At 66.6% G+C, this 24,128-nt stretch carries 27 protein-coding genes, 1 tRNA gene and 1 pseudogene; 16 read left to right on the top strand and 13 right to left on the bottom strand.

The features are described from left to right. Positions 1-140: 140 nt before the first annotated feature. Positions 141-731, top strand: a complete 591-nt coding sequence (locus LGM56_RS01695; protein ID WP_226202386.1) for a DsbC family protein — start codon at positions 141-143, stop codon at positions 729-731. A 125-nt stretch (positions 732-856) separates the two neighbouring features. Here the strand turns inward: LGM56_RS01695 and LGM56_RS01690 are convergent, their stop codons facing one another. Together LGM56_RS01690 and LGM56_RS01685 are read right to left on the bottom strand one after the other, a co-directional pair. Next, on the bottom strand, positions 857-1,135 hold the full coding sequence (locus LGM56_RS01690; RefSeq protein ID WP_011354312.1) for a hypothetical protein: 279 nt from the start codon (positions 1,133-1,135) through the stop codon (positions 857-859). Between the two features lie 238 nt (positions 1,136-1,373). Then, entirely contained in the window at positions 1,374-1,790 is a 417-nt protein-coding gene (locus LGM56_RS01685) for a hypothetical protein (protein ID WP_226202384.1), read from the bottom strand. A 140-nt stretch (positions 1,791-1,930) separates the two neighbouring features. On the opposite strand from LGM56_RS01685, the gene LGM56_RS01680 reads away from it, so the two are divergent. Beyond that, positions 1,931-3,232 carry an NCS2 family permease gene (locus LGM56_RS01680; protein WP_089462214.1) on the top strand — a complete coding sequence of 434 codons (1,302 nt, stop codon included), beginning with the start codon at positions 1,931-1,933 and terminating at the stop codon, positions 3,230-3,232. A 220-nt stretch (positions 3,233-3,452) separates the two neighbouring features. Here the strand turns inward: LGM56_RS01680 and LGM56_RS01675 are convergent, their stop codons facing one another. Together LGM56_RS01675 and LGM56_RS01670 are read right to left on the bottom strand one after the other, a co-directional pair. After that, complete coding sequence (locus tag LGM56_RS01675; protein WP_039366385.1) at positions 3,453-3,743, bottom strand: DUF1488 domain-containing protein; 291 nt, start codon at positions 3,741-3,743, stop codon at positions 3,453-3,455. 239 nt (positions 3,744-3,982) lie between these two features. After that, complete coding sequence (locus LGM56_RS01670) at positions 3,983-4,258, bottom strand: DUF2964 domain-containing protein (protein ID WP_264163869.1); 276 nt, start codon at positions 4,256-4,258, stop codon at positions 3,983-3,985. A 336-nt stretch (positions 4,259-4,594) separates the two neighbouring features. Between LGM56_RS01670 and LGM56_RS01665 the strand changes: the two genes are divergently transcribed. The 8 genes from LGM56_RS01665 to LGM56_RS01630 all read left to right on the top strand — a co-directional run bounded on the left by LGM56_RS01665 (position 4,595) and on the right by LGM56_RS01630 (position 10,039). Then, positions 4,595-6,499 (top strand): sigma-54-dependent Fis family transcriptional regulator, encoded by a 1,905-nt coding sequence (locus LGM56_RS01665; RefSeq protein WP_226202380.1) that lies wholly within the window; start codon positions 4,595-4,597, stop codon positions 6,497-6,499. Positions 6,500-6,586: 87 nt separating this feature from the next. Then, positions 6,587-6,889 carry a 2Fe-2S iron-sulfur cluster-binding protein gene (locus tag LGM56_RS01660; RefSeq protein ID WP_089496417.1) on the top strand — a complete coding sequence of 101 codons (303 nt, stop codon included), beginning with the start codon at positions 6,587-6,589 and terminating at the stop codon, positions 6,887-6,889. A gap of 56 nt (positions 6,890-6,945) precedes the next feature. Next, complete coding sequence (locus LGM56_RS01655; protein WP_089496416.1) at positions 6,946-7,440, top strand: SRPBCC family protein; 495 nt, start codon at positions 6,946-6,948, stop codon at positions 7,438-7,440. A 92-nt stretch (positions 7,441-7,532) separates the two neighbouring features. Further along, positions 7,533-7,910 carry a DUF2946 domain-containing protein gene (locus LGM56_RS01650; protein WP_226202378.1) on the top strand — a complete coding sequence of 126 codons (378 nt, stop codon included), beginning with the start codon at positions 7,533-7,535 and terminating at the stop codon, positions 7,908-7,910. 302 nt (positions 7,911-8,212) lie between these two features. Beyond that, a complete protein-coding gene (gene copC / locus LGM56_RS01645; RefSeq protein ID WP_226202376.1) occupies positions 8,213-8,578 on the top strand; it encodes a copper homeostasis periplasmic binding protein CopC in 366 nt (121 codons plus the stop codon). 80 nt (positions 8,579-8,658) lie between these two features. Further along, positions 8,659-9,105, top strand: coding sequence for a copper chaperone PCu(A)C (locus LGM56_RS01640; RefSeq protein ID WP_226202374.1), 447 nt, complete (start codon positions 8,659-8,661; stop codon positions 9,103-9,105). A gap of 31 nt (positions 9,106-9,136) precedes the next feature. Continuing rightward, positions 9,137-9,310 (top strand): hypothetical protein, encoded by a 174-nt coding sequence (locus tag LGM56_RS01635; protein WP_166895179.1) that lies wholly within the window; start codon positions 9,137-9,139, stop codon positions 9,308-9,310. 99 nt (positions 9,311-9,409) lie between these two features. Further along, positions 9,410-10,039 carry a LysE family translocator gene (locus tag LGM56_RS01630; RefSeq protein ID WP_226202371.1) on the top strand — a complete coding sequence of 210 codons (630 nt, stop codon included), beginning with the start codon at positions 9,410-9,412 and terminating at the stop codon, positions 10,037-10,039. A gap of 15 nt (positions 10,040-10,054) precedes the next feature. Here LGM56_RS01630 and LGM56_RS01625 read toward each other — a convergent pair whose 3' ends face one another. Then, complete coding sequence (locus LGM56_RS01625) at positions 10,055-11,380, bottom strand: leucine-rich repeat-containing protein kinase family protein (RefSeq protein ID WP_226202369.1); 1,326 nt, start codon at positions 11,378-11,380, stop codon at positions 10,055-10,057. A 141-nt stretch (positions 11,381-11,521) separates the two neighbouring features. Here LGM56_RS01625 and LGM56_RS01620 point away from each other — a divergent pair. Then, positions 11,522-11,606, top strand: a tRNA-Leu gene (locus LGM56_RS01620). A 150-nt stretch (positions 11,607-11,756) separates the two neighbouring features. Here LGM56_RS01620 and LGM56_RS01615 read toward each other — a convergent pair. Beyond that, on the bottom strand, positions 11,757-12,797 hold the full coding sequence (locus LGM56_RS01615) for a T6SS immunity protein Tli4 family protein (protein ID WP_226202367.1): 1,041 nt from the start codon (positions 12,795-12,797) through the stop codon (positions 11,757-11,759). Positions 12,798-12,903: 106 nt separating this feature from the next. Then, the gene (locus tag LGM56_RS01610; RefSeq protein ID WP_226202365.1) at positions 12,904-13,788 is read right to left on the bottom strand and encodes a LysR family transcriptional regulator; all 885 of its coding nucleotides are present in this window, start codon (positions 13,786-13,788) and stop codon (positions 12,904-12,906) included. A gap of 76 nt (positions 13,789-13,864) precedes the next feature. On the opposite strand from LGM56_RS01610, the gene LGM56_RS01605 reads away from it, so the two are divergent. Further along, a complete protein-coding gene (locus tag LGM56_RS01605) occupies positions 13,865-15,166 on the top strand; it encodes an aspartate aminotransferase family protein (protein ID WP_226202363.1) in 1,302 nt (433 codons plus the stop codon). A gap of 122 nt (positions 15,167-15,288) precedes the next feature. Here the strand turns inward: LGM56_RS01605 and LGM56_RS01600 are convergent, their stop codons facing one another. Further along, the gene (locus LGM56_RS01600; protein ID WP_226202361.1) at positions 15,289-16,038 is read right to left on the bottom strand and encodes an SDR family oxidoreductase; all 750 of its coding nucleotides are present in this window, start codon (positions 16,036-16,038) and stop codon (positions 15,289-15,291) included. Positions 16,039-16,143: 105 nt separating this feature from the next. Between LGM56_RS01600 and LGM56_RS01595 the strand changes: the two genes are divergently transcribed. From LGM56_RS01595 to LGM56_RS01580, 4 genes and pseudogenes are all read left to right on the top strand, one after another. After that, positions 16,144-17,058, top strand: coding sequence for an AraC family transcriptional regulator (locus LGM56_RS01595; protein WP_089496405.1), 915 nt, complete (start codon positions 16,144-16,146; stop codon positions 17,056-17,058). A gap of 73 nt (positions 17,059-17,131) precedes the next feature. Next, a complete protein-coding gene (locus LGM56_RS01590) occupies positions 17,132-17,989 on the top strand; it encodes an AraC family transcriptional regulator (protein WP_226202359.1) in 858 nt (285 codons plus the stop codon). Positions 17,990-18,033: 44 nt separating this feature from the next. Then, positions 18,034-18,441 (top strand): DUF2000 family protein, encoded by a 408-nt coding sequence (locus tag LGM56_RS01585; RefSeq protein WP_089475386.1) that lies wholly within the window; start codon positions 18,034-18,036, stop codon positions 18,439-18,441. A gap of 6 nt (positions 18,442-18,447) precedes the next feature. Then, positions 18,448-18,645: pseudogene (locus LGM56_RS01580) on the top strand (LysR family transcriptional regulator); the annotation flags it as partial. 81 nt (positions 18,646-18,726) lie between these two features. Here LGM56_RS01580 and LGM56_RS01575 read toward each other — a convergent pair. The 5 genes from LGM56_RS01575 to LGM56_RS01555 all read right to left on the bottom strand — a co-directional run bounded on the left by LGM56_RS01575 (position 18,727) and on the right by LGM56_RS01555 (position 23,705). Next, positions 18,727-19,428, bottom strand: coding sequence for an ABC transporter ATP-binding protein (locus tag LGM56_RS01575; RefSeq protein ID WP_039366289.1), 702 nt, complete (start codon positions 19,426-19,428; stop codon positions 18,727-18,729). Next, entirely contained in the window at positions 19,428-20,201 is a 774-nt protein-coding gene (livG, locus tag LGM56_RS01570) for a high-affinity branched-chain amino acid ABC transporter ATP-binding protein LivG (RefSeq protein WP_089496403.1), read from the bottom strand. Before livG ends, LGM56_RS01575 begins: the two co-directional genes overlap by 1 nt. Next, entirely contained in the window at positions 20,198-21,469 is a 1,272-nt protein-coding gene (locus LGM56_RS01565) for a high-affinity branched-chain amino acid ABC transporter permease LivM (protein ID WP_089448184.1), read from the bottom strand. The genes livG and LGM56_RS01565 overlap by 4 nt, the downstream gene beginning before the upstream one ends. A gap of 11 nt (positions 21,470-21,480) precedes the next feature. Next, a complete protein-coding gene (livH, locus tag LGM56_RS01560) occupies positions 21,481-22,407 on the bottom strand; it encodes a high-affinity branched-chain amino acid ABC transporter permease LivH (RefSeq protein ID WP_041493199.1) in 927 nt (308 codons plus the stop codon). Positions 22,408-22,589: 182 nt separating this feature from the next. Then, positions 22,590-23,705: a branched-chain amino acid ABC transporter substrate-binding protein gene (locus LGM56_RS01555; protein WP_089426904.1), complete on the bottom strand. Its 1,116-nt coding sequence runs from the start codon at positions 23,703-23,705 to the stop codon at positions 22,590-22,592. Positions 23,706-24,128: the final 423 nt, after the last annotated feature.

The following is a 24,128-nucleotide window of genomic DNA, read 5'->3' as shown; positions in this document are numbered from 1 at the left end:
GCCCGGGCAAGCCGGCGTGATGCCCGCTCGGCCGGGCATCGCCGACGCGTTCACGGCATGCACTGAACCGGACTCGCACTCGTTTCTCACGTACGTACGCGGTGTGCGGATCTCCCCAATTATTCGCATACCGAATCAACATGACACAACGAATGCTGCTCCGGTTGACCGTGCTTTCGAGCCTGCTCGCGAGCCTCCCCTCCATCGTGAACGCGGCGCCCGCACCGGCAAGTCACGGCGCGCCAGCGGCGTCTTCCGGCGCGATCACGCTGGCCCCCGGCACCCGCATTGCGGCGCGCGACACCGGCGCGGTTCTGGCGTCGATGGCGCGCGCCCACGCGATCCAGACGGTCCGCGGCAACGGCAAGCGGACGCTCTACGTCTTCTCCGACCCGGATTGTTCCTATTGCAAAAGACTGGAGCGCACGCTTGAACGGATCGACAACGTGACCATTCACACTTTCCTCTATCCGCTCGAGGGACTCCATCCGCAGGCCGCCGCGCATGCGCGCGGCATCTGGTGCGCGGATGACAGGAATGCGGCGTGGAAAGCGTGGATGATCGACAACGTGCAACCTGCCGCCGGCACGTGCGCCGCACCGCTCGCGCAGATCCGCGCGCTCGGCCTTGCGTTGGGCCTGCGCGGCACGCCGACGCTGTTCAACGCGAACGGCCGCATGACGTCCGGTGCGGTTTCCGCACCCGCCATAGAAACGTTGCTGAACGACTGAATCGAGGAAATGCACGCACCCGCGACGCGCTATCGCATCGCGGGTGCGCTTTCAATGACGCGGCACGCCAGTGCGTGCCGCGACCGATCGCGCGCCGTGCGCAGCGACGGGATGCAGCAGGTGCATCAGGTGCTGGCGGCGAGACGCGGGCCCGTGCTCCGGGGAGTGGACTCGAGGTCGGGACGTTGCGCTGCCTGCGAGGTCACCCAGGGATCGATGCCCTGCTTCTGCACCTCTTCCAGGAATGACACACGTGTACGCCAGTAATCCGCTTGTAATTTCGCGTCGATGACGCGCTGTTCGGCTGCGAACAGTTCCATGCGCGCCGTCACGAGCATCGACGCAGCGGTTTTTTCCGGCGTGGGGGCGTGTCGCATCGCCCAACGGCTGATCCAGTTCAACATGCTGACCTCCGTGATTACGGACGAACCCGCATCGGGCAATCGCAAGCGGCCGTGCCTGCCCGAACACGCAACGGCCTTGACCGCACTTCACCGCCTGGCCTGCACGGACTGCGACTCCCCCGCGTCGGCAATTACTGGCCGGCGTGTGCATGCGCGGTGTATCTATCCTAGAAAGACTTGCCGGTTTACGCGATGGGGTCTTGCAATCTTTTACACAGAAACCACAGTCGCCCCCGCATCACGAAATGACAGTTGCGGGCGGGACGGCTTCGGCGCACGATAGCCCGATATCTGCACCCGTCTGGACTGACGAATGGCCGCTGCACGCCGCTGCCGGGCATCCGGACCGGCCTCGCACGTGCGTTCGCGCGCACGCGCCGCCTGCCCCGCGTTCGTGCAGCATGCGGGCGCGCCGTTTCAGTCGGATGTCATCGTCCCGCACCCACGCCGCGTGATCGACCGCGCGTGCCGCCTTGCACGCCGTTGCGCACGCATCGGCCGGCGTCGGCGTCGTTCGCGCATCCCGCTCCCGTTTCAGCCATTTCTGCCGGCCCGTTCCGCGCGAACCGGTAAAATGCGCGCCTTCGTCGCGCGGCCGGGCTGCCAGACCGTTCGCGCGCAGGCAGCCGATCGATCTTTCGATCGTGCCCTCCAACTATATCGTCCGAGCTATCCGCGCTATTACAATCCGCCGATAGCCGGGCAATAGTGGCTGGTTACAGTAGGCCGGCCGCGCTGCCTTTACAACAATTCGGCACAACAAGCAACACGACAACCGACCGGAGAAACGCCTTCATGGAATCCATCAAGCGGTATTTCGGCTTCGCTGAAGCCGGCACCGACTTCCGCACCGAAATACTCGCGGGCGTCACCACGTTCCTGACGATGGCCTACATCATCTTCGTCAACCCCGCGATCCTCGGCGACGCCGGCATGCCGAAGGAATCCGTGTTCGTCGCGACCTGCCTCGTCGCGGCGCTGGCGTCGCTCATCATGGGGCTGTACGCGAACTATCCGATCGCATGCGCGCCCGGCATGGGCCTGAACGCGTATTTCGCGTACACGGTGGTCAAGGGGATGGGCTTCACGTGGCAGGCCGCGCTCGGCGCGGTGTTCATCTCCGGCTGCCTGTTCCTGCTCGTCACGCTGTTCCGCGTACGAGAGGCGATCGTCAACGGCATTCCGAAATCGCTGCGGATCTCGATCACCGCGGGTATCGGCCTGTTCCTCGGCATCATCTCGCTGAAGACGTCGGGCGTGATCGTCGGCAACCCGGCCACGCTCGTCACGCTGGGCGACCTGCACAAGCACGACACGATCCTCGCGATCGTCGGCTTCTTCACGATCGTCACGCTCGACCACCTGCGCGTGCGCGGTGCGATCCTGATCGGCATCATCGGCGTCACGGTCCTGTCGTTCTTCTTCGGCGACAACCAGTTCCACGGCGTGTTCTCCGCGCCGCCGTCGATCGACGCGACGCTGTTCAAGCTCGACATCGGCGCCGCGCTGTCGACCGGCATCATCAACGTGATCCTCGTGTTCTTCCTCGTCGAGCTGTTCGACGCGACGGGCACGCTGATGGGCGTCGCGAACCGCGCGGGCCTGCTCGTCGAAGGCAAGATGAACCGCCTGAACAAGGCGCTGCTCGCCGACAGCACGGCGATCGTCGCGGGCTCGGTGCTCGGCACGTCGTCGACCACCGCGTATATCGAAAGCGCGTCGGGCGTGCAGGCCGGCGGCCGCACGGGCGTGACGGCCATCACCGTCGCGGTGCTGTTCCTCGCGTGCCTGTTCATCGCGCCGCTCGCCGGCGTCGTGCCGGCCTACGCGACGGCACCGGCGCTGCTGTACGTGTCGTGCCTGATGCTGCGCGAGATGGTCGAGGTGCCGTGGGACGATGCCACGGAAGCCGTGCCGGCCGCGCTGACCGCACTCCTGATGCCGTTCACGTACTCGATCGCGAACGGCGTGGCATTCGGCTTCATCGCGTACGGCGGCCTCAAGCTGCTGACCGGCCAGGCCCGCTCGGTCAAGCCGATCGTGTGGCTCATCGCAGCCGTGTTCCTGTTCCGCTTCTTCTATCTCGGCAGCGAATGACGGCGGCGCTTCGGCGCGCGGCATGATGCCCGATGAAAAAACGCCACCTTCGGGTGGCGTTTCTGTTTTTGCACGATTCCTATGCGATCCTGACGAACTGGCACGCACGAACGTACCGACTACGAAAATGCCGCCCGGCCCCACCGAACGGCATTGCGTGAAAGGCAACGTCTTCGCATGCGCAGCGTTCAGCGACGCGCGCCGCAAGACGAACGTCGTGTCATCCGCGCCAGTTGGCCTCATAGAAGCGGACGTAGCCGCTGCGCAGCGTCACGCACTGCGCGCGCGTCTCGGACAGCAGGCGTCGCGCAGCCGCCTCGATACGATCGCGGTGCTGGTCGAATGCACCGACCATGTCCTCGAAGCGCGGCGACGCCGCGCCGAAGTGATCTTCCAGCGCCTCGGCGGTGATCTGACATTGGACCCGCTCGCCATTGACCAACGCCGTGAACGCCAGCATCAGGTCGCGCCCCGAATACTCGGGCTTCTCGTTCGTGAAATGGATCTGCATGGGAGCCGCCTCGACCGGTAGAAAACGAATGACCGCGTCCGTCGTCCGCTACCGGCCGGACGAAGTGTACGCGGGCTCGCCGGCGGAGGCGCCGCCCGCGGGGATAGGCGCGGGCAATGCATGCCGGTTGATTTCCACTTTAGACGGTTTCGCGCAGGAGACAAATATTCCGCGTGCGTCGTTACGACGCGCATTTCCTCAGATCAGCGCGGCATCCGGCACCGTTTCGGAAACCGGCGTCAGTGAGGATCGTTCGGCCAGACGTTGAGCGCGATGGCAGCCGTCGTGGCACCCACCGCAATCGCGGCCGCCCCGTATCGCACCGCATCGGTCAGATCGAACAGCAGCCCGTGGATCGCCACGGCGATGCCCCCCAGCATGATGAAGGTGGCAATGGCCGCCAGCACGACTCTCAGTTCCGTCCGAACCATGATGCGTCTCCCGAACGGATGCATGTCGCGTCGCATGCATGTTGCAATGCGGAACACGGCGCGTGCGTGTTCCATTTCCATCATTGCAGGCGGGCATTTAAAAGCAAGGGGATTTTGTTCGCGGTCGCGCTTCGTACGCGGCGCTTGTATGATGATGCGTACCCGGATGGTTGCCGTTCGCACACCGATGGTGCGCCGCACGCGAAGGCGGGAATCCGTAGAGGATTTCGGTGCGGAGGCGTGCGCCGGATCGGCCGATTTCGAGGAGCATGGGCCCGGAGTGAGTGTTGAAATGCTCACCGGGCTCGACCGCGGAGCATGGGACCAGAGCAGGCGCTAAAGCGCCAACTCGGGTCGACCGCGAAGCATGGGGTCCCAGTAAGCGCTGAAGCGCTAACTGGGACCGACAGGAGACAAGTCATGCCGCAACCCTTCGTGCTGCCCGCCACCGCGGGTCGCACCGACCTGCTCGCGCAGGCGCATGCGCGTTCGACCGCGGTCGGCCTGCGCGCGCACGAACGCCCGGATTTCTCGCCGCTGTCGCGCCTCGCACTGCGCGAACTGCTCGACACGAATCACGCACTGTTCTCGCACGCGCGCCCGGTGATGGAGAACCTCCACGCGCAGATCGCCGACACGCAAAGCCTCGTGCTGCTGACCGACGCCGACGGCGTGATCCTGCACAGCATCGGCGACGCGGACTTCATCGAGAAAGCCAACCGCGTCGCACTGTGCACCGGCGTGTCGTGGGCGGAAGGCGCGCGCGGCACCAACGCGATCGGCACCGCGCTCGCATCGGGCCAGGCCGTCGCAGTGCATGGCTCCGAGCACTTCCTGCGCGCCAACCACATCCTCACCTGCTCGTGCGCGCCGATCTTCGACCCGTTCGGCCGCACGCTCGGCACGCTCGACGTCAGCGGCGACCCGCGCGGCTCGAGCCCGCATACGCTGGCACTCGTAAGGATGTCCGCGCAACTGATCGAGAACCACCTGTTCGCGAACCAGTGCGCGGAAGCGTTGCGGCTGCGCTTTCATGCGCACGAGGAATGCGTCGATTCGCTGTTCGCCGGGCTCGTCGCCTTCGGCCCCGACGGCGGGCTGATCGCCGCGAACCGCAGCGCGCAATTCCAGCTCGGCGCGTCGTTCGACGCACTGCAGCATCAGGCCAGCGACGCGCTGTTCGGCATGCGCTTCGGCCAGCTCGCGCAGCAGGCGGCACGCGCACCCGGTGCGATGTTCCGCCTCACGCTGTCGACCGGCGTACGCGTGCTGGCGCGCTGCGAATTCGCGGAAGCACACAAGACCACCGTCGCCGTCACGCCGCCCGCGCCTGCCGCACGGGTGCGCACGCCGGACCCCGACACGATCACGTTCGCAACGCTCGACACCGGCGACGCGCGCATGGCCGCCGTGCTCGAACGCGTCGCGAAGATCCGCGGCCGCGACCTGCCGCTACTGATCCTCGGCCAGACCGGCACCGGCAAGGAATGGCTCGCCCGTGCGCTGCACCAGGCATCGCCGCGCGCGGACGGCCCGTTCGTCGCGGTCAACTGCGCGGCGCTGCCCGATTCGCTGATCGAGGCCGAGCTGTTCGGTTACGAGGACGGCGCATTCACCGGCGCACGCAAGCGCGGCAGCCCCGGCAAGATCGTGCAGGCCGACGGCGGCACGCTGTTTCTCGACGAAATCGGCGACATGCCGCTCGCGCAGCAAGTCAGGCTGATGCGCGTGCTGCAGGAACGCGCGGTGATGCCGCTCGGCGGTGCGCGCGCGGTGCCGGTCGACGTGCGGGTGGTCTGCGCGACGCACCGCGACCTGCGCGCGATGATCGCGGAAGGCACGTTCCGCGAAGACCTGTTCTACCGGATCAACGGGCTCGCGGTCACGCTGCCGGCGCTCGCCGCACGCACCGATCTGCCCGCGCTCGTCGAGCGGATTCTCGCGCGGCTCGCGCGCAGCGAACCGATGCCGCGCCGCATCGCGGCCGACGTGCTCGACGCGTTCACGCGCCACCTCTGGCCCGGCAACCTGCGCCAGATGACCAACGTGCTGCGTACGGCCGGCATGCTCGCCGAAGACGAAGCGGAAATCACGCTCGCCCATTTGCCCGACGATTTCTGGCTCGATTGCGACGACGCACCGGCAGCGCCCGCCACCGCAGCGCCGGCCGCATCGGCCGCCACGCGCGAAGGCACGACGCTGCAAAGCCACCAGGCCGCGGTGATCGACGCCGTGCTCGCGCGACATGGCGGCAACGTATCGGCGGCCGCGCGCGAGCTCGGTCTCGCCCGCAATACCGTGTACCGGCACCTGCGCCGGCATTGACGCCAGCGGCCGGCCGACGCCGGCCGCCGGCACGTTCGGGTATGCTTGGCGCGTTGCCGCCGAACCGCCGCCCGCCCTGCCTTCGCCATGACCGACCCGGAACACCTGCCCCTCGTGCGCATCGAGCCGCTCGGCGCGACCTTCGATGCGCCCGATTCACTGACGCTGCTCGAAGCCGCCGCGTTCGCGCACGTATCGCTGCCGCGTTCGTGCCGCAACGGCACGTGCCGAAGCTGCCTTTGCCGGATCGTCAGCGGCAGCGTACGCTACACGATCGAATGGCCAGGGCTGAGCCGCGAGGAAAAGGCCGAAGGCTATACGCTGCCGTGCGTGGCCGTCGCGACGTCGGACCTCGTGCTCGACGTGCCCGACGCGGTCATGCTCGACTAGCCGCGGCGCGCTCGCGCGGGCCGTCCTGCAAAGGTTGATCCTGAGTGGAGAACGTCATGACCCAGCAAACCGATCGCATCGAAAAACAGGCCCAGCTCGACGCATCGCCCGACCGCGTGTGGGAAGCCGTCAGCAATTCCGGCGAATTCGGCCAGTGGTTCGGCGTCACGTTCGACGGCCCGTTCGCGGCCGGCCAGCCGCTGTTCGGCCGCATCACGCCGACCCGCGTCGACGACGACGTCGCCAAGGCGCAAGAGCCCTACGCGGGCACTGTGTTCGAAATCGTCGTCGACCGCGTCGAGCCGAAACAACTGTTCTCGTTTCGCTGGCATCCGTTCGCGATCGACCCGACCTTCGATTACTCGACCGAGCCGATGACGCTCGTCACGTTCACGCTCGCCGCACAGGCCGGCGGCACGCTGCTCACGGTCACCGAAACGGGCTTCGACCAGTTGATCGAAGCGCGCCGCGCGAAGGCGCGCGAGATGAACGACCAGGGCTGGGCGGCGCAGATGACACTGATCACGAAATACCTGGCGAAGCACGCGTAGCGCGCCGCCACGCCGCAGGTCCGTGCCGACATGCGCATCGACGTGCGTGGCATAATCCGCTCCATCGTCGCCTGTACGTCACCGCGCATCGCATGCTGAGTCGTCGCCTCCGGAAGATCGGCAGTCTGATCGGGATGCTCGCCATCCTGATGACGGCGCTCGCGCCGACGATCTCGCAGGCACTGGCGACGCAGCAGCGCGTCGATACGCTGCTGGCCGGTTACTGCACGGCCGCGCCGGCCACCGGCAAGCGCGCCGCCGATGCGGCGCAGAAGAGCCTGACGGCCCACCTCCAGGCATGCGGCTATTGCAGCCTGCTTGCTCACACACCCGCACTGCCCGCGCCCGAACTGACGTTCGCGGCCAACGTGCACGTCATTCAGCATCGCGAAGCGACCCGCTTCGACAGCCTGCGCCGCGCGCTGCCGCTCACGGCCGCGCAACCGCGCGCCCCTCCGTTCGCGTCCTGATTCGTCGTCAATGCCCGTGATGCCGTCAAGCATCGCGTGGCCCGCGCACGCCGCCGGCGTGTGCGACCTGTCACGTTTCGAAGGACGATCATGTGTCACCGTATTGCGCTCGGCGTCGTGCCGTGCGTGCGGCTGGCGACTTCCGGTTCGTACTGTCGCGCCGACATTCGCTCGCGGGCGAACGTCCGGCCGCGCACGTTCGCGCTGACGCCAGCCGCCCTCGGTGCTGCTGCGAGGGTACGCGTGCATCCGTCCGTCGAATCCGTGTTACGCCATCCGATTCGCCACTCGCACATTCGACCATGAATACCCCCTCTTTCGTTCGCGGCGCGCTTGCCGCCCTTGGCTTCGTCGCCATCCAGGCTGCCCACGCCCACGCGCTCCCGAAAACTCAGGAACCGGCTGCCAACGCCACGCTTTCGACCGCGCCGCACGCGGTCACGATCGGCTTCAGCGAAGCGCTCGAACCCGCATTCAGCTCGATCGCCGTCACCGACAGCCATGGGCAATCGGTCGTCGACGGGAAATCGTCCGTCGATGCAGGCAACCGAAAGCGCATGCAGGTCGCGCTGACCCATCTGACGGCCGGCACGTACACGGTCGCGTGGATCGCGGTGGCCAGCGACGGCCATCGCACGCACGGCCACTACGCGTTCGCGCTGAAATGATGCCCGCGATGCGCATCGGCGTTCCGTGCCAGCCGCGTCGCCCCATTTTTCACTGCATCTACCCATCAGGAGAACCAATCATGAAGCGCTCGATTCCGACCGGCCTGCTGTTCGCACTGCTGGCGCTGCAAACCCCCGCCACGTTCGCCGCGCCGGCCGTGCAGGCAGAACACTGCTGGATCCGCGCGATGCCGGCAACCGTGCCGTCGTCCGGCTACTTCACGCTGAAGAACGACGGCGACGCGCCCATCACGCTGACCGGCCTCGACTCGCCGGCGTACGGGATGGCGATGCTGCATGAAACACAAACGAGCGGCAGCACCGCGAAGATGGTCCACGTCGACGCCGTCGAAGTGCCGGCGCACGGCACGCTGACCTTCAAGCCGAAGAGCTATCACGTGATGCTGGAGGAACCGCGCCAGGCCGTCGCGCCCGGCGCGAAGGTGCCGTTCCGGCTGCATTTCGCGGACGGCTCGACGGTGTCCGTGACCTGCGACGCCAAGGCGCCGACCTACGCCGGCCAGTAACGTCCACCGCCCCCGATCGAAGGAGACGCACATGAAACATCGCCTGCCGCTGGCCGACCTGATCGTCCGCTACCGGACGCCGCTGAACGTCGCCGTGATGATCGTCTGCGGGATATGGGCCGGGTGGATCGCGTGGATGACGCGCCCCGCCGCGATCGATACACCGCCGTCGATCCCGGCGTACTGCATGCGCGACGCAAGCTGACGCACCGCGACGGCATGGTTCCGGCGCGAGCCTGCGCCCATTATTGGCGTGGCATCATCGGTTCATCCCGATCGCCGGAACCGCCTCTCGGAGCGCCGCATGTCCATTCAGACCTGGATGCTGTTTGCAGCAGCCTATCTCGCCACGACGCTGTCGCCGGGGCCCAACGTGCTGCTCGTCATCCGCAACACGGTGCGCTACGGCACGCACGGCACGGCCGAGACGATCGCGGGCAACCTCGTCGCGCAAGGGGTGGTCGTGGTACTCGTCGCGCTCGGCGTCGGCGCGGTGCTGGCCGCGATACCGCCGCTGTTCGTCGCGATGAAGGTGGTCGGCGCCGCGTACCTGATGTTCCTGGGTGTCCGGCAACTGTGCGGCGACCGCAAGGCCGCCGCTTCGACCGGGGCGGAGGAGATAGCCGCGCCCGACCGCGGGAAACTGTTCCGCGAAGCGCTGTTCGTGTCGGGCAGCAATCCGAAGACGATGATCTTCCTGTCGGCGTTCATGCCGCAGTTCATCGTGCACGACCGCCCGCTCGCGCTGCAGTTCGTCGTGATGTACGCGACGATCGCGTGCACGGTGGTGATCGTTCACAGCGTCTATTCGGCCGGCGTGCGCCGCTTCCATCGCGGCTTCGGCATGAGCCGCGCGGTGCGTGCGCTCAAGCGCGCCAGCGGGCTGCTGTTCGTCGGGCTGGGGATCAGGCTGCTGACCGCGCGTCAGGCGTAAGCCGACGCGCGCCCGTCAGCGCGTGTGTGCGGCCAGCTCGGCCGCGATCTCGCCGAACGACGGCCGCGCATCGACGTCTTCATTCAGGCAGGCCACCGCGAGCGCATCGAGCGCGCTCCTGCCGGCCCACGTGCGCGGTTCGCATCGCTCGAGCAACTCGCCAAGCAGATAGCCGAACGCCCGTACCTCGATCCGTTCGAACGCCGTAGCACGGGTGCGATCGTTCACATCGTAGAGCGATGCCGCGCCGAAATCCCCGAGCAGCGCGCCGCCTTCGCCATCGTGCAGGATGTTGTGCGCGTACAGGTCGCCATGCATGATGCCGCGGGCATGCAGATGGCCCGCCACCGACGCGATGCCATGCGCGATCCGCACCGCCTCCACCGGCGTGAATTTCGCGTCGGCCGCATACACGTCGCGCGTGCAGGTCGCGAAGCTCGGCGGCCCGGCGAGGTTCGTGAGCGCGGGATCGACCAGTTCCATCACGAGGCCGTGCGTGCCGTCCGGATGCCCGCTCACCTTGCCGATCACCGGGATCATGCTCGGATGGCGGCCGGCGTGCAGGCACGCGGCCATTTCGCAATCGGGCAGGCCGTCGCTCGTCACCGCGCCCTTGAACAGCTTGACCGCGACCGCCCGTGGCGGATGCCCGTCCGCGCGCCACTGCGCGCGGTAAATGACGCCCGATGCACCCTCGCCCAGCTTCTGCTCGCAGGCCAGCGATGCCCAGTCGACGTTCGCGACCTCGGGCCCAGCCGACACCGCGGCTTCCGGCGCGGCGCCGAACGGGTTGCCTGCGGTGGCGAGCCATGCGAGGCGCGGCAGGCGCAGCAGCCAGTCGGGCAGTGCGTCCAGCCGGTTCGCGGACAGACGAACCAGTTCGAGCGCGCGGCATCCGGCCATTTCCGCCGGCAGCGTGCGCAGCCGGTTGCCCGCGAGCATCAGCTTCTGCAGCCGCGAGCAATCGCCGATATCGGCCGGCAGTTCGTCGATTGCGTTGTCGGTGAGGATCAACCAGCGCAGCGCGCGCGGCAGCGACCCGCTCGGCACCGTTTGAATCCGGTTCGCCTTGAAGCCGATCATGTCGAGCTGCCCGCACGCGCCAAGCACGTCGGGGAACGCGGTAAAGCGGTTGCCGGACGCGAACAGGATACGCAGGCGATGCAGCCGCGGCAGGTCGTCCGGCAGTGCGGACAGCGCATTGCCGGTCAGGTCGAGCACTTCGAGCGTGTCGGCCAGATCGAAGATCTCGCGCGGGAACTCCGTCAACCCGCATGCGAGCTTGAGTTGCCGTGCGCCGGCGAGCTGGCCGGCCTGCAGTTGTTCGAGGGTGTGTGTCACGCGGGGAAAACGGGTGGCGGTTGCGATGATCGTCGGGTCGATCGCCCGAATTCTACCGGGATCGCCTGCGTGCATTCACCGATCTTGTCACACCCCCTTCACAAACGCGCAACGTCGCGCTAGAATTGCGCCCCTTGCAGTGCCGACGTGGTGAAATTGGTAGACACGCTATCTTGAGGGGGTAGTGGCGAAAGCTGTGCGAGTTCGAGTCTCGCCGTCGGCACCAAATGCGGTTTCTCCGCATGCACCGCCATTCCGGAAACCCGCGACAGCACGACGCTTCGCGGGTTTTTTGTTTTTTGATGGTCGGCCGCGGCAGGTCGTCGCCGGCAAAAGTGCCTGGACAATGTCGGGCCGTCGCAGCCATCCCTGTCGATCAGACGGCGCCCGGCCTCAGTCGAAGACTGTTCAGGAACGCCTCCCACACTTGCAGCGCGCCAGCTTCATCCACGGGCGACGTTGCTTCATCCCGCGACAAATCGGGCGTCCTTGCGCCGAGTATCAACTGAATGGCGGTATGGGGTTTCGCCAGCGTAGCCGGATCGCCTGGTGCGAGCAGGTAGAAGCGATACGAAGTGATGTCGCCTTCGTTCAGTTCGAACAGCACTTCTTCGGCGTCCATTCCCGCGACGGTGCGCTTGCCTTTCCGCACGATGCGGTAGCTGCCGTTTGACAGCCGGTTAAGTTGTGACCGCAGTTCGGGCAGTGTCTTCGTCAGCGGTGATTTCTGATCGACGTCCACCGCGTCACGCATCTGGATCACCAGCAGCGCCGGACGACCCGGCATCAGCGCAAACGACTGAGACACTTCCTCTGTAGAAGTCGACGAGCCCGTGGCAATCCCGCCGTCAAAGCAGAATCCTGATTCGGTCGGGACCGACCAGTTATCACGTGCCTTGATCCGGCGATAGATGCCGTTGTAGATCTCTTCTGCCCGATCAATTGCCGCCGACCCGATACTGCCGGTTGTATGAAATAGCGTTTTATTTTCGTAGATATACCCTTCAGTATCGAAAGGTAGTTTGGCAGCCTTTGCAATCCCTTCTTGATAGACAAAAACTGTTGAAGTGCTTGTCGGAGAAAGCGTCTTCTCAAGCCAAGCAGGCCCTGCGCTATCGTTCGGGTTTGCAGGATCAAAGCGGCGCTTGGTGCGATACTCCCTTTCCAACCCGTCAACCTTGGCTTGATAGATAGCACGCGTTACGTTGTATTGCGTCTCCAGTTTCTCGCCTTGAAACTCGTACCGCTCATTCGTGATGACGCTTGCCGCTGGCCGGTCGAACACGAAGCGGCCGACGCACCACGGACGCAGGTTGGACAACACCGGATTGGTGACCGTCAACTCCTCGGCGAACGCGATCGAGCAGGCATAGATGCTCGCCGCCAAAAACAGAAATCGTCCCACTCGTGTCAGCATGTTGGTTCCGGTGCGTCGATTGTGATTTGCACGATACTGTAGAGCAACGCACAGACACGGGCATCGACAACCGTCGATTAATGCGTCATCGCGGTGGCCGCGCGCATCACAACAACGGCAGCGTGAGACGGATGTGCTCGGCGAACGCCGCCGTCAGATGCGATGGCCGCTTGCGATCGAACTTCAGCGCAATGCCCACGGCCGGCAACGGCGGCAGGCGCGGATCGCCGGTGACGATCGCCAGATCCGCCGGCACCGCCGTCTGCGTCATCACCGCGAACGCCTGCCCCGAACGCACGAGCGCGATCAGCCCCGCGAGACTGCTGCTCGCATACGCGACGCGGTAATCGCGGCCCACACGATCCAGCACCTCGCAGGCCGCGACGTGGTCGAGCGTGTCGCGATCGGACAGCGCCAGCGGCAACGGATCGAAATGTGCAGGTTCGAGCCCCGGATAGCCGATCCAGACCAGTTGCTCGCGGCGAATGATGTCGTCGTTCGCGCCGTCGTCCGGCAATGAAATCATCGCCAGATCGACTGCGCGTTTGTCCAGCTGCTCGATGAGCCGCGGCGTCGGCCCGCACACGACCTCGACGATCGCCTGCGGATGCTGGCTCGAAAACTGCCGCAGCAACGGCGGCAGCCAGACCTCCGCGTAATCGTCCGGGCAGCCGAAGCGGATCGTCCCCGACAACCCCGTGCCGCACAGGTCGGCCATCGCCTCGTCGTGCAGCCGCAGGATGCGCTGCGCGTGCACCAGCAGCCGCTCGCCCGGATGGGTCAGCACCACGCCGCGCCCGGTACGCTGGAACAGCGGCTGGTCGACGGCCTCCTCGAGCCGCTTCATCTGCTGGCTGAGCGCGGACTGGGTCCGGCCGACGCGCGCGGCCGCGCGGCTCAGCGCGCGCATCTCGGCGATCACGACGAACGAGCGCAGCAGGTCGATTTCGAGCGAAAGTCCCAAGGTATTAGCTCCTTTTCTACCTTGCATTAGAACTATTCGTTTCCATCAAACCAGACGCGCGCCTAGACTGCAAGCACCCCCCGCCCCTTCCTGGAGACGCCCGATGTCCCTCAACGACGACCCGACCTTCTGGCGCAACGCCAGGCAGCACCTGGTCCGCTACGGCGGCACGTTCGAGCCGATGATCATCGAGCGCGCGACAGGCAGCTTCGTGTACGACGCGGACGGCCGCGCGATCCTCGATTTCACGTCGGGCCAGATGAGCGCGGTGCTCGGCCACAGCCATCCGGAGATCGTGTCCGTGATCGGCGAATACGCGGGCAAGCTCGACCACCTGTTCAGCGGGATGCTGTCGCGGCCGGTCGTCGACCTCGCGACGCGCCTCGCCGACGTCACGCCCGCCGGGCTCGATCGCGCGCTGTTGCTCAGCACCGGCGCGGAATCGAACGAAGCGGCGATCAGGATGGCGAAGCTCGTCACCGGCAAGTACGAGATCGTCGGCTTCGCGCAATCGTGGCACGGGATGACCGGCGCGGCCGCGTCGGCCACGTACAGCGCCGGCCGCAAGGGCGTCGGCCCGGCCGCCGTCGGCTCGTTCGCGATTCCGGCACCGTTCACGTACCGGCCGCGCTTCGAGCGCAATGGCGGCTACGACTATCTGGCCGAACTCGACTACGCGTTCGACCTGATCGATCGCCAGTCGAGCGGCAACCTCGCGGCGTTCATTGCGGAGCCGATCCTCAGCTCGGGCGGGATCATCGAACTGCCGGAAGGCTACATGGCGGCGCTCAAGCGCAAGTGCGAGGAGCGCGGGATGCTGCTGATCCTCGACGAGGCGCAAACGGGCGTCGGCCGCACCGGCACGATGTTCGCGTGCCAGCGCGACGGCGTGACGCCCGACATCCTGACGCTGTCGAAGACGCTCGGCGCCGGGCTGCCGCTCGCGGCGATGGTGACGTCCGCGGCAATCGAGGAACGCGCGCACGAACTCGGTTACCTGTTCTACACGACGCACGTGTCGGACCCGCTGCCGGCGGCCGTCGGCCTGCGCGTGCTGGACGTCGTGCAGCGCGACGGGCTCGTCGAGCGGGCAAACGTGATGGGCGACCGGCTCCGGCGCGGCCTGCTCGACCTGATGGAACGCTTCGACTGCATCGGCGACGTGCGCGGGCGCGGGCTGCTGCTCGGCGTCGAGATCGTCAAGGATCGCCGGACGAAGGAACCGGCGGACGGGCTCGGCGCTAAGATCACGCGCGAATGCATGAAGCTCGGGCTCAGCATGAACATCGTGCAGTTGCCGGACATGGGCGGCGTGTTCCGGATCGCGCCGCCGCTGACCGTCAGCGAAGCGGAAATCGATCTCGGGTTGTCGTTGCTCGAGCAGGCGATCCGGCGCACGCTGTAACGAAACGCCGCGCGCGTGGCATCGCGCCGCCGGCCCGTTGCAGGCCGGTGTCATCCAGCATCACCCAGGCGCCGGTCGCCGGCAATCAACGGCTCGCGCGCGCCGACGAGCCTCGGGCCGCCTCAGCCCGCTTCCGCCGCCCACGCGACGGCATCGGCGCCGGCCGGAATGCGCATTGGGCTCGACGGATCGGTCGCCGCGCGCCACACCGCTTCGGCGACGTCCTGCGCGTGGGTGACCGGCGCGGATTCGTCGACGATGCGCGCAAAGACCGCCGCGGCAAATTCCGCATAAGCCTCGTGCTCGAAGCCGTGCATGTGCGCGCGCGCGTTGTCGGCGAAACGCGTGTCGGGCGCACGCCCCGGCAGCACGAGATGCGCACGCACGCCGAACGGCGCGAGTTCGAGCGCCATCGATTCGGTGTACGCATTGACCGCCGCCTTGCTGGCGCGATAGGCGGCGAGCAGCGGCAACACCTTTAGCGTGACGCTCGACGTGACGTTCACGACCACGCCGGCCCCACGCCGGCGCAACTGCGGCAGCACGGCTTCCGTCACCGCGATCGTGCCGATCGCGTTGGTCTCGAACAGCGCGCGTACGGTGTCGATCGGCATCAGTTCGGCCGGTGCGGCCGCGCCGAAACCTGCATTGTTGACGAGCACGTCGATCGGGCCGGCGGCGTCGATCGCCGCGCGGATGCTGTCGGGATTCGTGACATCGAGCGCCAGCACGCGCAGGTTCGGCGACGGCGGCAGCACGTCCTCGCGCGGCGTACGCATCGTCGCGACGACCTGCCAGTCGCGGGCCAGGAAATAACGGGCGATCTCGAGGCCGAAGCCGGAGGAACAGCCGGTGATCAATACGGTCTTCATGCGAACTCACTCCTGTGACGTGTTGAGCATGTGTTCGTACGATAGATGGCCGGATCCGTATTCGCTACAATCTAAAATCCGATTTTCATTTGCGAGAGTCCGGCGATGATCGATCCGTTGGCCGAGGTCGTGACGCTGCTGCAGCCGAGCACCCGGTATTCCAAGCTGGTTCACGGCGCGAGCCCCTGGCGCATCAGCCGGACGGTCGCCGGCGAGCCGTTCTATTGCGTGGTCCTGGATGGCGGGTGCCGGGTCGCGATCGACGGACATCCGCCGATCGCGCTGCTGCCCGGCGATTTCGTGTTGATTCCGGCTGCCTACGGCGTCTCGATATCCAGCTTCGAACTGCCGCCGCCGGGTGTCGAAACGGCCACCCCGGTCGTGCTCGACAACGGCGAATACCGGATCGGCGACGCGGACCGCCCGGTCGACACGCGCATGATGGCCGGCCATTGCAGCTTCAGTTCGCCCGACGCTGCGCTGCTGGTGTCGCTGCTGCCGCAATACGTGCACGTGCGCGGCGAGCCGCGCCTGACCACGCTCGTGCAACTGGTGCGGGACGAATCGCGTGCGCAGCGGCCCGCGCGCGAACTCGTGCTGTCGCGTCTCGTGGAAGTGCTGCTGATCGAGGCATTGCGATTCTCGGCCGGCACGGATGCGTCGCCCGGCCTCGTGCGCGGGCTCGCCGACAGCCGGCTGGCCGCCGCGCTCCGTCGGATGCACGAACGCCCCGCGCATCCGTGGACGATCGTCGAGCTGGCGAAGGAAGCGGCGCTGTCGCGCTCGACCTTCTTCGAACGCTTCAGCCGCGCGGTCGGCGTCGCGCCGATGGAATACCTGCTCACATGGCGCATGGCGCTCGCGAAAAACCTGCTCCGTCGCGACGAGGGCCGCATCGCGGAGATCGCCGGGCGCGTCGGCTACAGTTCCGCGAGCACCTTCAGCGTCGCGTTCACGCGCCACGTCGGCCGGCCGCCCGCGCAATATGCGCGCGACGAACGCGCAGCGAGCGACGAATGACCCGCGTCCGCCACCGCCCTCCCGCGACCTGCGGTCACGCTCCGTCACGCGACGGCAACGCACGAGGCACTCGATGACGACAACGGCAAAGGACGCCGGCGCACTCGACCACTGGCTCGTCGCGCGGCGCGATGCGGAAACCGGCATCGAAAGCCTGCATGCGCATTTCAACGGCCATGCCTACGATGCGCACGATCACGACGACGTGCTGGTCGGTTTCACCGAACAGGGCGTCCAGCAATTCCAGTGCCACCGGTCGGTGCATACGAGCGTGCCGGGCCGCGCGATCCTGATCGAACCGGGCGCGCTGCACGACGGCCACGCGCCCGAAGCCGGCGGCTTCACCTACGGGATGCTGTACCTGCCGCAAGCGTGGGTCGAGCGCGCCGCGCGCCGGCTCGACCTGCCGGGCCTCGGCGGCGTCGAGGCGTCGTTCGGCCATACGCTCGTCGACGATCGCGGCCTCGTCGACGCGATCCGCCAGGCGTTTCTCGCGATCCACGGCAACGAAGGCAAGCTCGCGCGCGACCAGACGCTCGACCGCCTGCTGATCCGGCTCGGCGGTGAACTGCGCGGCCCGCTCGTGCTGGAAAGCGCCGTCGTGCCACCCGCGATCGCACGCGTGCGCGATCTGCTGCATGAACACATGGACGGCAACATCGGGCTCGACGAACTCGCGCAGGTCGCCGGGATCGACCGGTTCCGGCTGACGCGGCTGTTCCAGCGTGCGTTCGGCACGTCGCCGCACGCGTACCTGGTGCGCTTGCGGCTGCGTGTCGCGCGCCGGCTGCTGGCGGCCGGCCGCACGCCCGCGCAGGCGGCCGCGGACGTCGGCTTCGCCGACCAGAGCCACCTGGGCCGCTGGTTCCGCCGCGCGTACCGGATCACGCCGGCCGCTTACCGGCAACTCTGCACAAACGTTCCAGACTGATCGCGCGCGGCAGCCGATCATGAGCGCCTCTACAAGGAGCACTCATGTTCGATACCAAGGTAGCGCTGATCGTGCGCGACGATCTCGCGGCGTGGCAAAAACTCAATGTCGTCGCGTTTCTCGCGACGGGCGTCGCGGCCGAAGCACCCGAAGCGCTCGGCGAGCCTTACGAGGATGCGGCAGGACGCCGCTACGGCCGCATGCTGGGCCAGCCGATGCTGGTGTTCTCGGCCGACCTGAACGGCCTGCAGGCTGCGCACCGGCAGGCGCTGTCGCGCGAACTCACGATCGTGCCCTACGTGCACGCGATGTTTTCGACCGGGCACGACGCGGCCAACCGCGACGTGTTTCGGGCCGGCGATGCGGAGAATCTCGACTTCGTCGGGCTGGCGCTGCGCGGGCCGAAGAAGGCGGTCGACAAGGCGGTGAAGGGGTTGGCGTTGCATGCGTGATGCCCCGTCGAGGCGCGTATCGCGAATGGCCTCGCGGTCGGCCTCATCGAACACGATCGCGTGTCCGGCAACCTGACGAGCCACGTCGCCGGGATCGTGCTGCCCGATCTCCCGCCGCACCTGATCACCATCCTGACGGACGACAGCAATCGCGCCGCGCTGCGTCTGCGCGACGTTCTGAAAAGCACCTTCAGGATCGGATGAAGACAAGGCCGGGAACCGGCCTTGCATGAGAAAGCAAAGAGGACGCGCCGCCGGCCCGTTGCAGGCCGGCGGCGTTCGGCATCAACCGCCGAGGTAGGCCTGCTTGATGCGGTCGTTCGCGAGCAGGTTCGCGCCCGTATCGGCGAGCACCACGCGCCCCGTTTCGAGCACGTAGCCGCGATCGGCCACACCCAGCGCCTTGTTCGCGTTCTGCTCGACGAGGAACACCGTGACGCCTTCGTCGCGGATCGTGCGGATGATGTCGAAGATCTGCGCGATCACGAGCGGCGCGAGGCCGAGCGTCGGCTCATCGAGCAGCAGCAGACGCGGCTTGCTCATCAGCGCACGGCCGATCGCCAGCATCTGCTGTTCGCCGCCCGACATCGTGCCGGCCCGCTGCGTCGCCCGTTCCTTCAGGCGCGGAAACAGCTTGAACACGTGCTCGATGCCGTCGTCGATCTCGTGGCGGCTCGCGAAGAAGCCGCCCATCTTCAGGTTCTCGAGCACCGTCAGGCTCGGGAACACGCGCCGCCCTTCCGGCGAGATCGCCATCCCCTGCCGCATGATCTGGTGCGTCGACATCGCGGTGATGTCCTTGCCCTCGAACAGCACGCGGCCCGACGACGCGCGCGGCGTGCCGCACACGGTCATCATCAGCGTCGTCTTGCCGGCACCGTTGCTGCCGATCAGCGTGACGATCTCGCCCTTGTTCACCTCGATCGACACGCCCGCGAGCGCCTCGACCGCGCCGTAGTGCGTATGGACCTGTTCCAGCTTCAGCATCACTCTTCCCCCAGATACGCCTTGATCACGCGCGGGTCGTTGCGGACCGCTTCCGGCGTGCCGATCACGATCGGCCGGCCGTGCTCCATCACGAGGATGCGGTCGGACACGCCCATCACGAGGCTCATGTCGTGTTCGATCAGCAGCACCGATACGCCGAACTCGCGGCGCAGCTTGTCGATCAGGTGCTGCAGCTCGATCTTCTCTTGCGGGTTGAGGCCGGCCGCCGGCTCGTCGAGCATCAGCAGGCGCGGCTCGGTGATCATGCAGCGCGCGATCTCCAGACGCCGCTGGTGCCCGTACGACAGCGTGCCCGCCGGCCGGTTGGCGACCGATGTCAGCCCCATCCGGTCGAGCCAGACGGCCGCGCGTTCGAGCGCTTCCTGCTCGGCACGGCGATACGCGGGCGTCGAGAACAGGCCGGGCAGCAGCCCCGCCTTCACCTTGCGGTGCTGCGCGACGAGCAGGTTCTCGACGACGGTCAGCGACTTGAACAGGCGGATGTTCTGGAACGTCCGCACGAGGCCCTTCAACGCGATCTTGTGGCTCGGCAGCCCGCCAATCGCGTGGCCGTCGAGCACGACGTCGCCGCCGGTCGGCTTGTAGAAGCCGCCGACGCAGTTGAACACCGTGGTCTTGCCCGCGCCGTTCGGCCCGATGATCGCGAACACCTCGTCGCGACGCACGTCGAAATCGATCCCGTCCACCGCGAGCAACCCGCCGAAGCGCATCTGCAGCCCGGCGACCTTCAACAGTTCCGTATTCGCGCTCATTGCGGCAGCTCCACGTGGGGACGGCTCGCGGGCAGCAGGCCCTGCGGACGCCACATCATCATCAACACCATCACGAGACCGAAGATCAGCATCCGGTACTCGGCGAAGCCGCGCGCGACTTCCGGCAGCACGGTCAGCAGGATCGCCGCGAGAATCACGCCGAGCTGCGAGCCCATCCCGCCGAGCACGACGATCGCGAGGATCAGCGCCGATTCGATGAAGGTGAACGATTCAGGATTCACGAGGCCCTGGCGCGCCGCGAAGAACGCGCCGCCGATACCGGCGAACGCCGCACCGAGCGTGAACGCCGACAGCTTGATGCGCGTCGGGTTCAGGCCCAGCGAACGGCATGCGATCTCGTCGTCGCGCAGCGCTTCCCACGCACGACCCATCGGCATGCGGATCAGGCGGCTCGTCACGAACAGCGTGAAGCCGACCAGCACGAGCGCGAGCAGGTACAGGAAGATCACCACGTGGTCGCCGCTGTATTCCAGCCCGATCAGTTCATGGAAAGTCTTCGCGCCTTCGACGCTCGCGCTGCGCGCCATCTCGTAGCCGAACACGGTCGGCTTCGGGATGCCCGAGATGCCGTCCGGGCCGCCCGTCAGGCTCGTCAGGTTGTTCGCGAGCAGGCGGATGATTTCGCCGAAGCCGAGCGTGACGATCGCGAGATAGTCGCCGCGCAGCCGCAGCACCGGGAAGCCGAGCAGGAAGCCGAACGTCGCGGCCGCGATCGCGGCGAGCGGCAGGCATTCCCAGAACGACAGCCCGAAGTACTGGTTCAGCATCGCGTACGTATAGCCGCCGACCGCGTAGAACCCGACATAGCCGAGATCCAGCAGCCCCGCGAAACCGACCACGATGTTCAGCCCGAGCCCGAGGATCACGTAGATCAGCGCGAGCGTCGCGACGTCCACCGCGCCGCGCGAGCCGAAGAACGGCCACACGAGCCCGACCGCGAGCAGCACCCAGACGATCACGCGCTGCTGCTGCGCGCCCATCGCGGGCATGGCCGGCAGCTTCACCGACGATTTCGCGCGCACGAGCCACGGCTTGAACAGCTGGAACAGGAACACGCCCGCGACCGCGATCCACACCGGCCGCCAGTGCGGCGTGAGCACCACCTGGTAGCCTTCGAGCTTCAGTTGCAGCCCGAGCACCGGGATCGTGAGGATCGCCGTCAGGAACGCGGCGGCCACGGCATTTTTCAGCGCCTGGCCGATCGAAGCGTCGGCGGCCGGGCGGCGAACGGAAATGACTTGACTCATCTGCGTCTCCCTCAAACCTTTTCGATGTCCGACTTGCCGAGCAGGCCGGTCGGGCGGAAGAGCAGGATCAGCACGAGCAGGCCGAACGCAACGACGTCCTTGTACTCGGCCGGCATGTAGCCTGCGGCGAAGGTTTCGGCGAGGCCGAGCAGCACGCCGCCGAGCATCGCGCCCGGGATGCTGCCGATCCCGCCGAGCACCGCGGCGGTGAACGCCTTGATGCCCGCGACGAAGCCGATATACGGGTTCAGCTTGCCGATCGTCAGCCCGATCAGCACGCCGCCGACGGCCGCCAGCATCGCGCCGAGCACGAACGTGAACGAGATCACGCGGTTCGTGTCGATGCCGAGCAGGTTCGCCATCTTCATGTCCTCGGCGCATGCGCGGCACGCGCGGCCCATCCGCGAATGCGAGATGAACAACGTGAGCGCGATCATCAGCACGAGCGTCACGCAGACGATCATCAGTCGCGAATACGGAATGGTCACGTCGAAATCGCCGCCGAGATGGATGTCGAACGCGCCGGAGATCAGCACGGGCACGGACACGTCGCGCGCGCCCTGGCCGATCTGCACGTAGTTCTGCAGGAAGATCGACATGCCGATCGCGGAGATCAGCGGCACGAGGCGCGGGCCGCCGCGCAGCGGCCGATACGCGACGCGCTCGACCGCGAAACCGTACAGGCCGGTGACGATCACCGACACGATCAGCGCGGCGCCGAGCACGAGCGGCAGCGGATAGCCGGCGGAAATGCCGATGGCAGTCAGGGTCACGAGGCCCACGTACGCGCCGATCATGTAGATCTCGCCGTGGGCGAAGTTGATCATGCCGATGATGCCGTAGACCATCGAATAGCCGATGGCGATCAGCGCATAGATCGCACCCAGCGTCAGGCCGTTGACCAGCTGCTGGGCGAATTGAGGAAAGAAGTCAGTCATGTGCGGGAAGCTCCCGTTGGCGTCGTGTCGCCTGCCGTCGCCGGATCACGGCGTGGCCGCGCGCAACGCACGGTGTCGTCTCGGGCCGCCCCATGGCCGCGCAATGGGCAGATGCGCGGCCAATACGCACCCGCCCCGTCCGGGTCTCGGACAGGGCGGCGTGCGCGGGCGGGTACTCCGTCTTACTTGGCGGCGGTCTTCGTCGCGTCCTTGTGCCACGTGTACACGACGAACTTGAACGCCTTCAGGTCGCCCTGTGCGTCATACGCGACCTTGCCGATCGGCGTGTCGAACGTCGTCTTGTGCATGTACGCGGCGACCTTGGTCGGATCGGTCGTCTTCGCTCCGGCGATCGAGTCGGCGATGATCTTCACCGCGGCGTACGACGGCATCTGGAACGGGCCGTTCGGGTCGCGCTTCTTGTCCGCGAACGCCTTCACGAGCGCCGCGTTGGCCGGATCGGCCGAGAAGTCGGCCGGCAGCGTGACGAGCATGCCTTCCGAGGCCGGGCCGGCGATCGCCGTCACGTCCTTGTTGCCCACGCCTTCAGGCCCCATGAACGTGGCCTTCACGCCCTGCTCGCGCGCCTGGCGCATCAGCAGGCCCATTTCCGGGTGGTAGCCGCCGAAGTAGACGAAGTCGACGCCTTGCGACTTCAGCTTCGTGATGATCGCCGAGTAGTCCGAATCGCCGGCGTTGATGCCTTCGAACAGGACGACCGGGATCTTCGCGGCTTCGAGGTCCTTCTTCACCGACGATGCGATGCCCTGGCCGTACGACTGCTTGTCGTGCAGGACCGCGACCTTCTTCGGCTTCACGTTGTTGATGATGTAGTGCGCGGCGGCCGGGCCTTGCTGGTCGTCACGGCCGATCGTGCGGAAGATGAAGTGGCGCTTCTTGCCTTCGGTCAGCTGCGGCGCGGTGGCCGACGGCGTGACCATCACGATGCCTTCGTTCTCGTAGATGTCGGAGGCCGGGATCGTTGAACCCGAGCACACGTGGCCGATCACGTACTTGATCTTCTGGCTGACGATCTTGTTGGCGACGGCGACGGCCTGCTTCGGTTCGCATGCGTCGTCCATCATCACGACTTCAAGCTTGTTGCCGCCCGCACCGCCTGCAGCGTTGACCTGCTCGATCGCGGTCAGCGCGCCGGCCTTCACCATGTCGCCGTATTGGGCGACCGAACCGCTCATCGGACCAGCGATGGCGATCTTCACGGTTTCCGCTTGCGCAGCGGCGGCGCCGGCGGCGAACAGCACGGCGGCGGAAATGGACGTAAGACGGGACAGCGTCATCTGGGAGCTCCTCGATGTTGTTTAGTCATACGGGCAAAGGCGGCATGACTTGCGCAATCGAACAGCACCCGGGGCGAGGACATGGGACACGCCCGAGACACATAGAAGACGGAACTCCAGCGGAATGTTGCGTAGCGGGGCCCGGCTCTTGCAGTCCCCGATGGGGACGTCTGGTTCGGAAAGACATCGTGATGCGTCTTGCATTGCGCAAGCGTTTCGCCTGCCCCGCTTGCCAAATCGCTTGTTCGGAGGGATGGTCCGACAGCCATTGGCAAGGCAGTCGAAATTATATGGGCGTTTTTAAATCGTCTGTCAAAAATGCCGGTCGACCGAGGGAAAACACGGAGGGTTTTGGGGGAGGTGGTGGCGATGGGGCGCAACCGCGTGAGGGGTGGGAACGTTTGCCTGGGGTGCAATTGGGTT

Source organism: Burkholderia sp. AU38729 (assembly GCF_020419725.1).
GTDB lineage: Bacteria > Pseudomonadota > Gammaproteobacteria > Burkholderiales > Burkholderiaceae > Burkholderia.
Note: the sequence above shows the minus strand (reverse complement) of the source record. Positions and strands in the feature narration are given on the sequence as shown.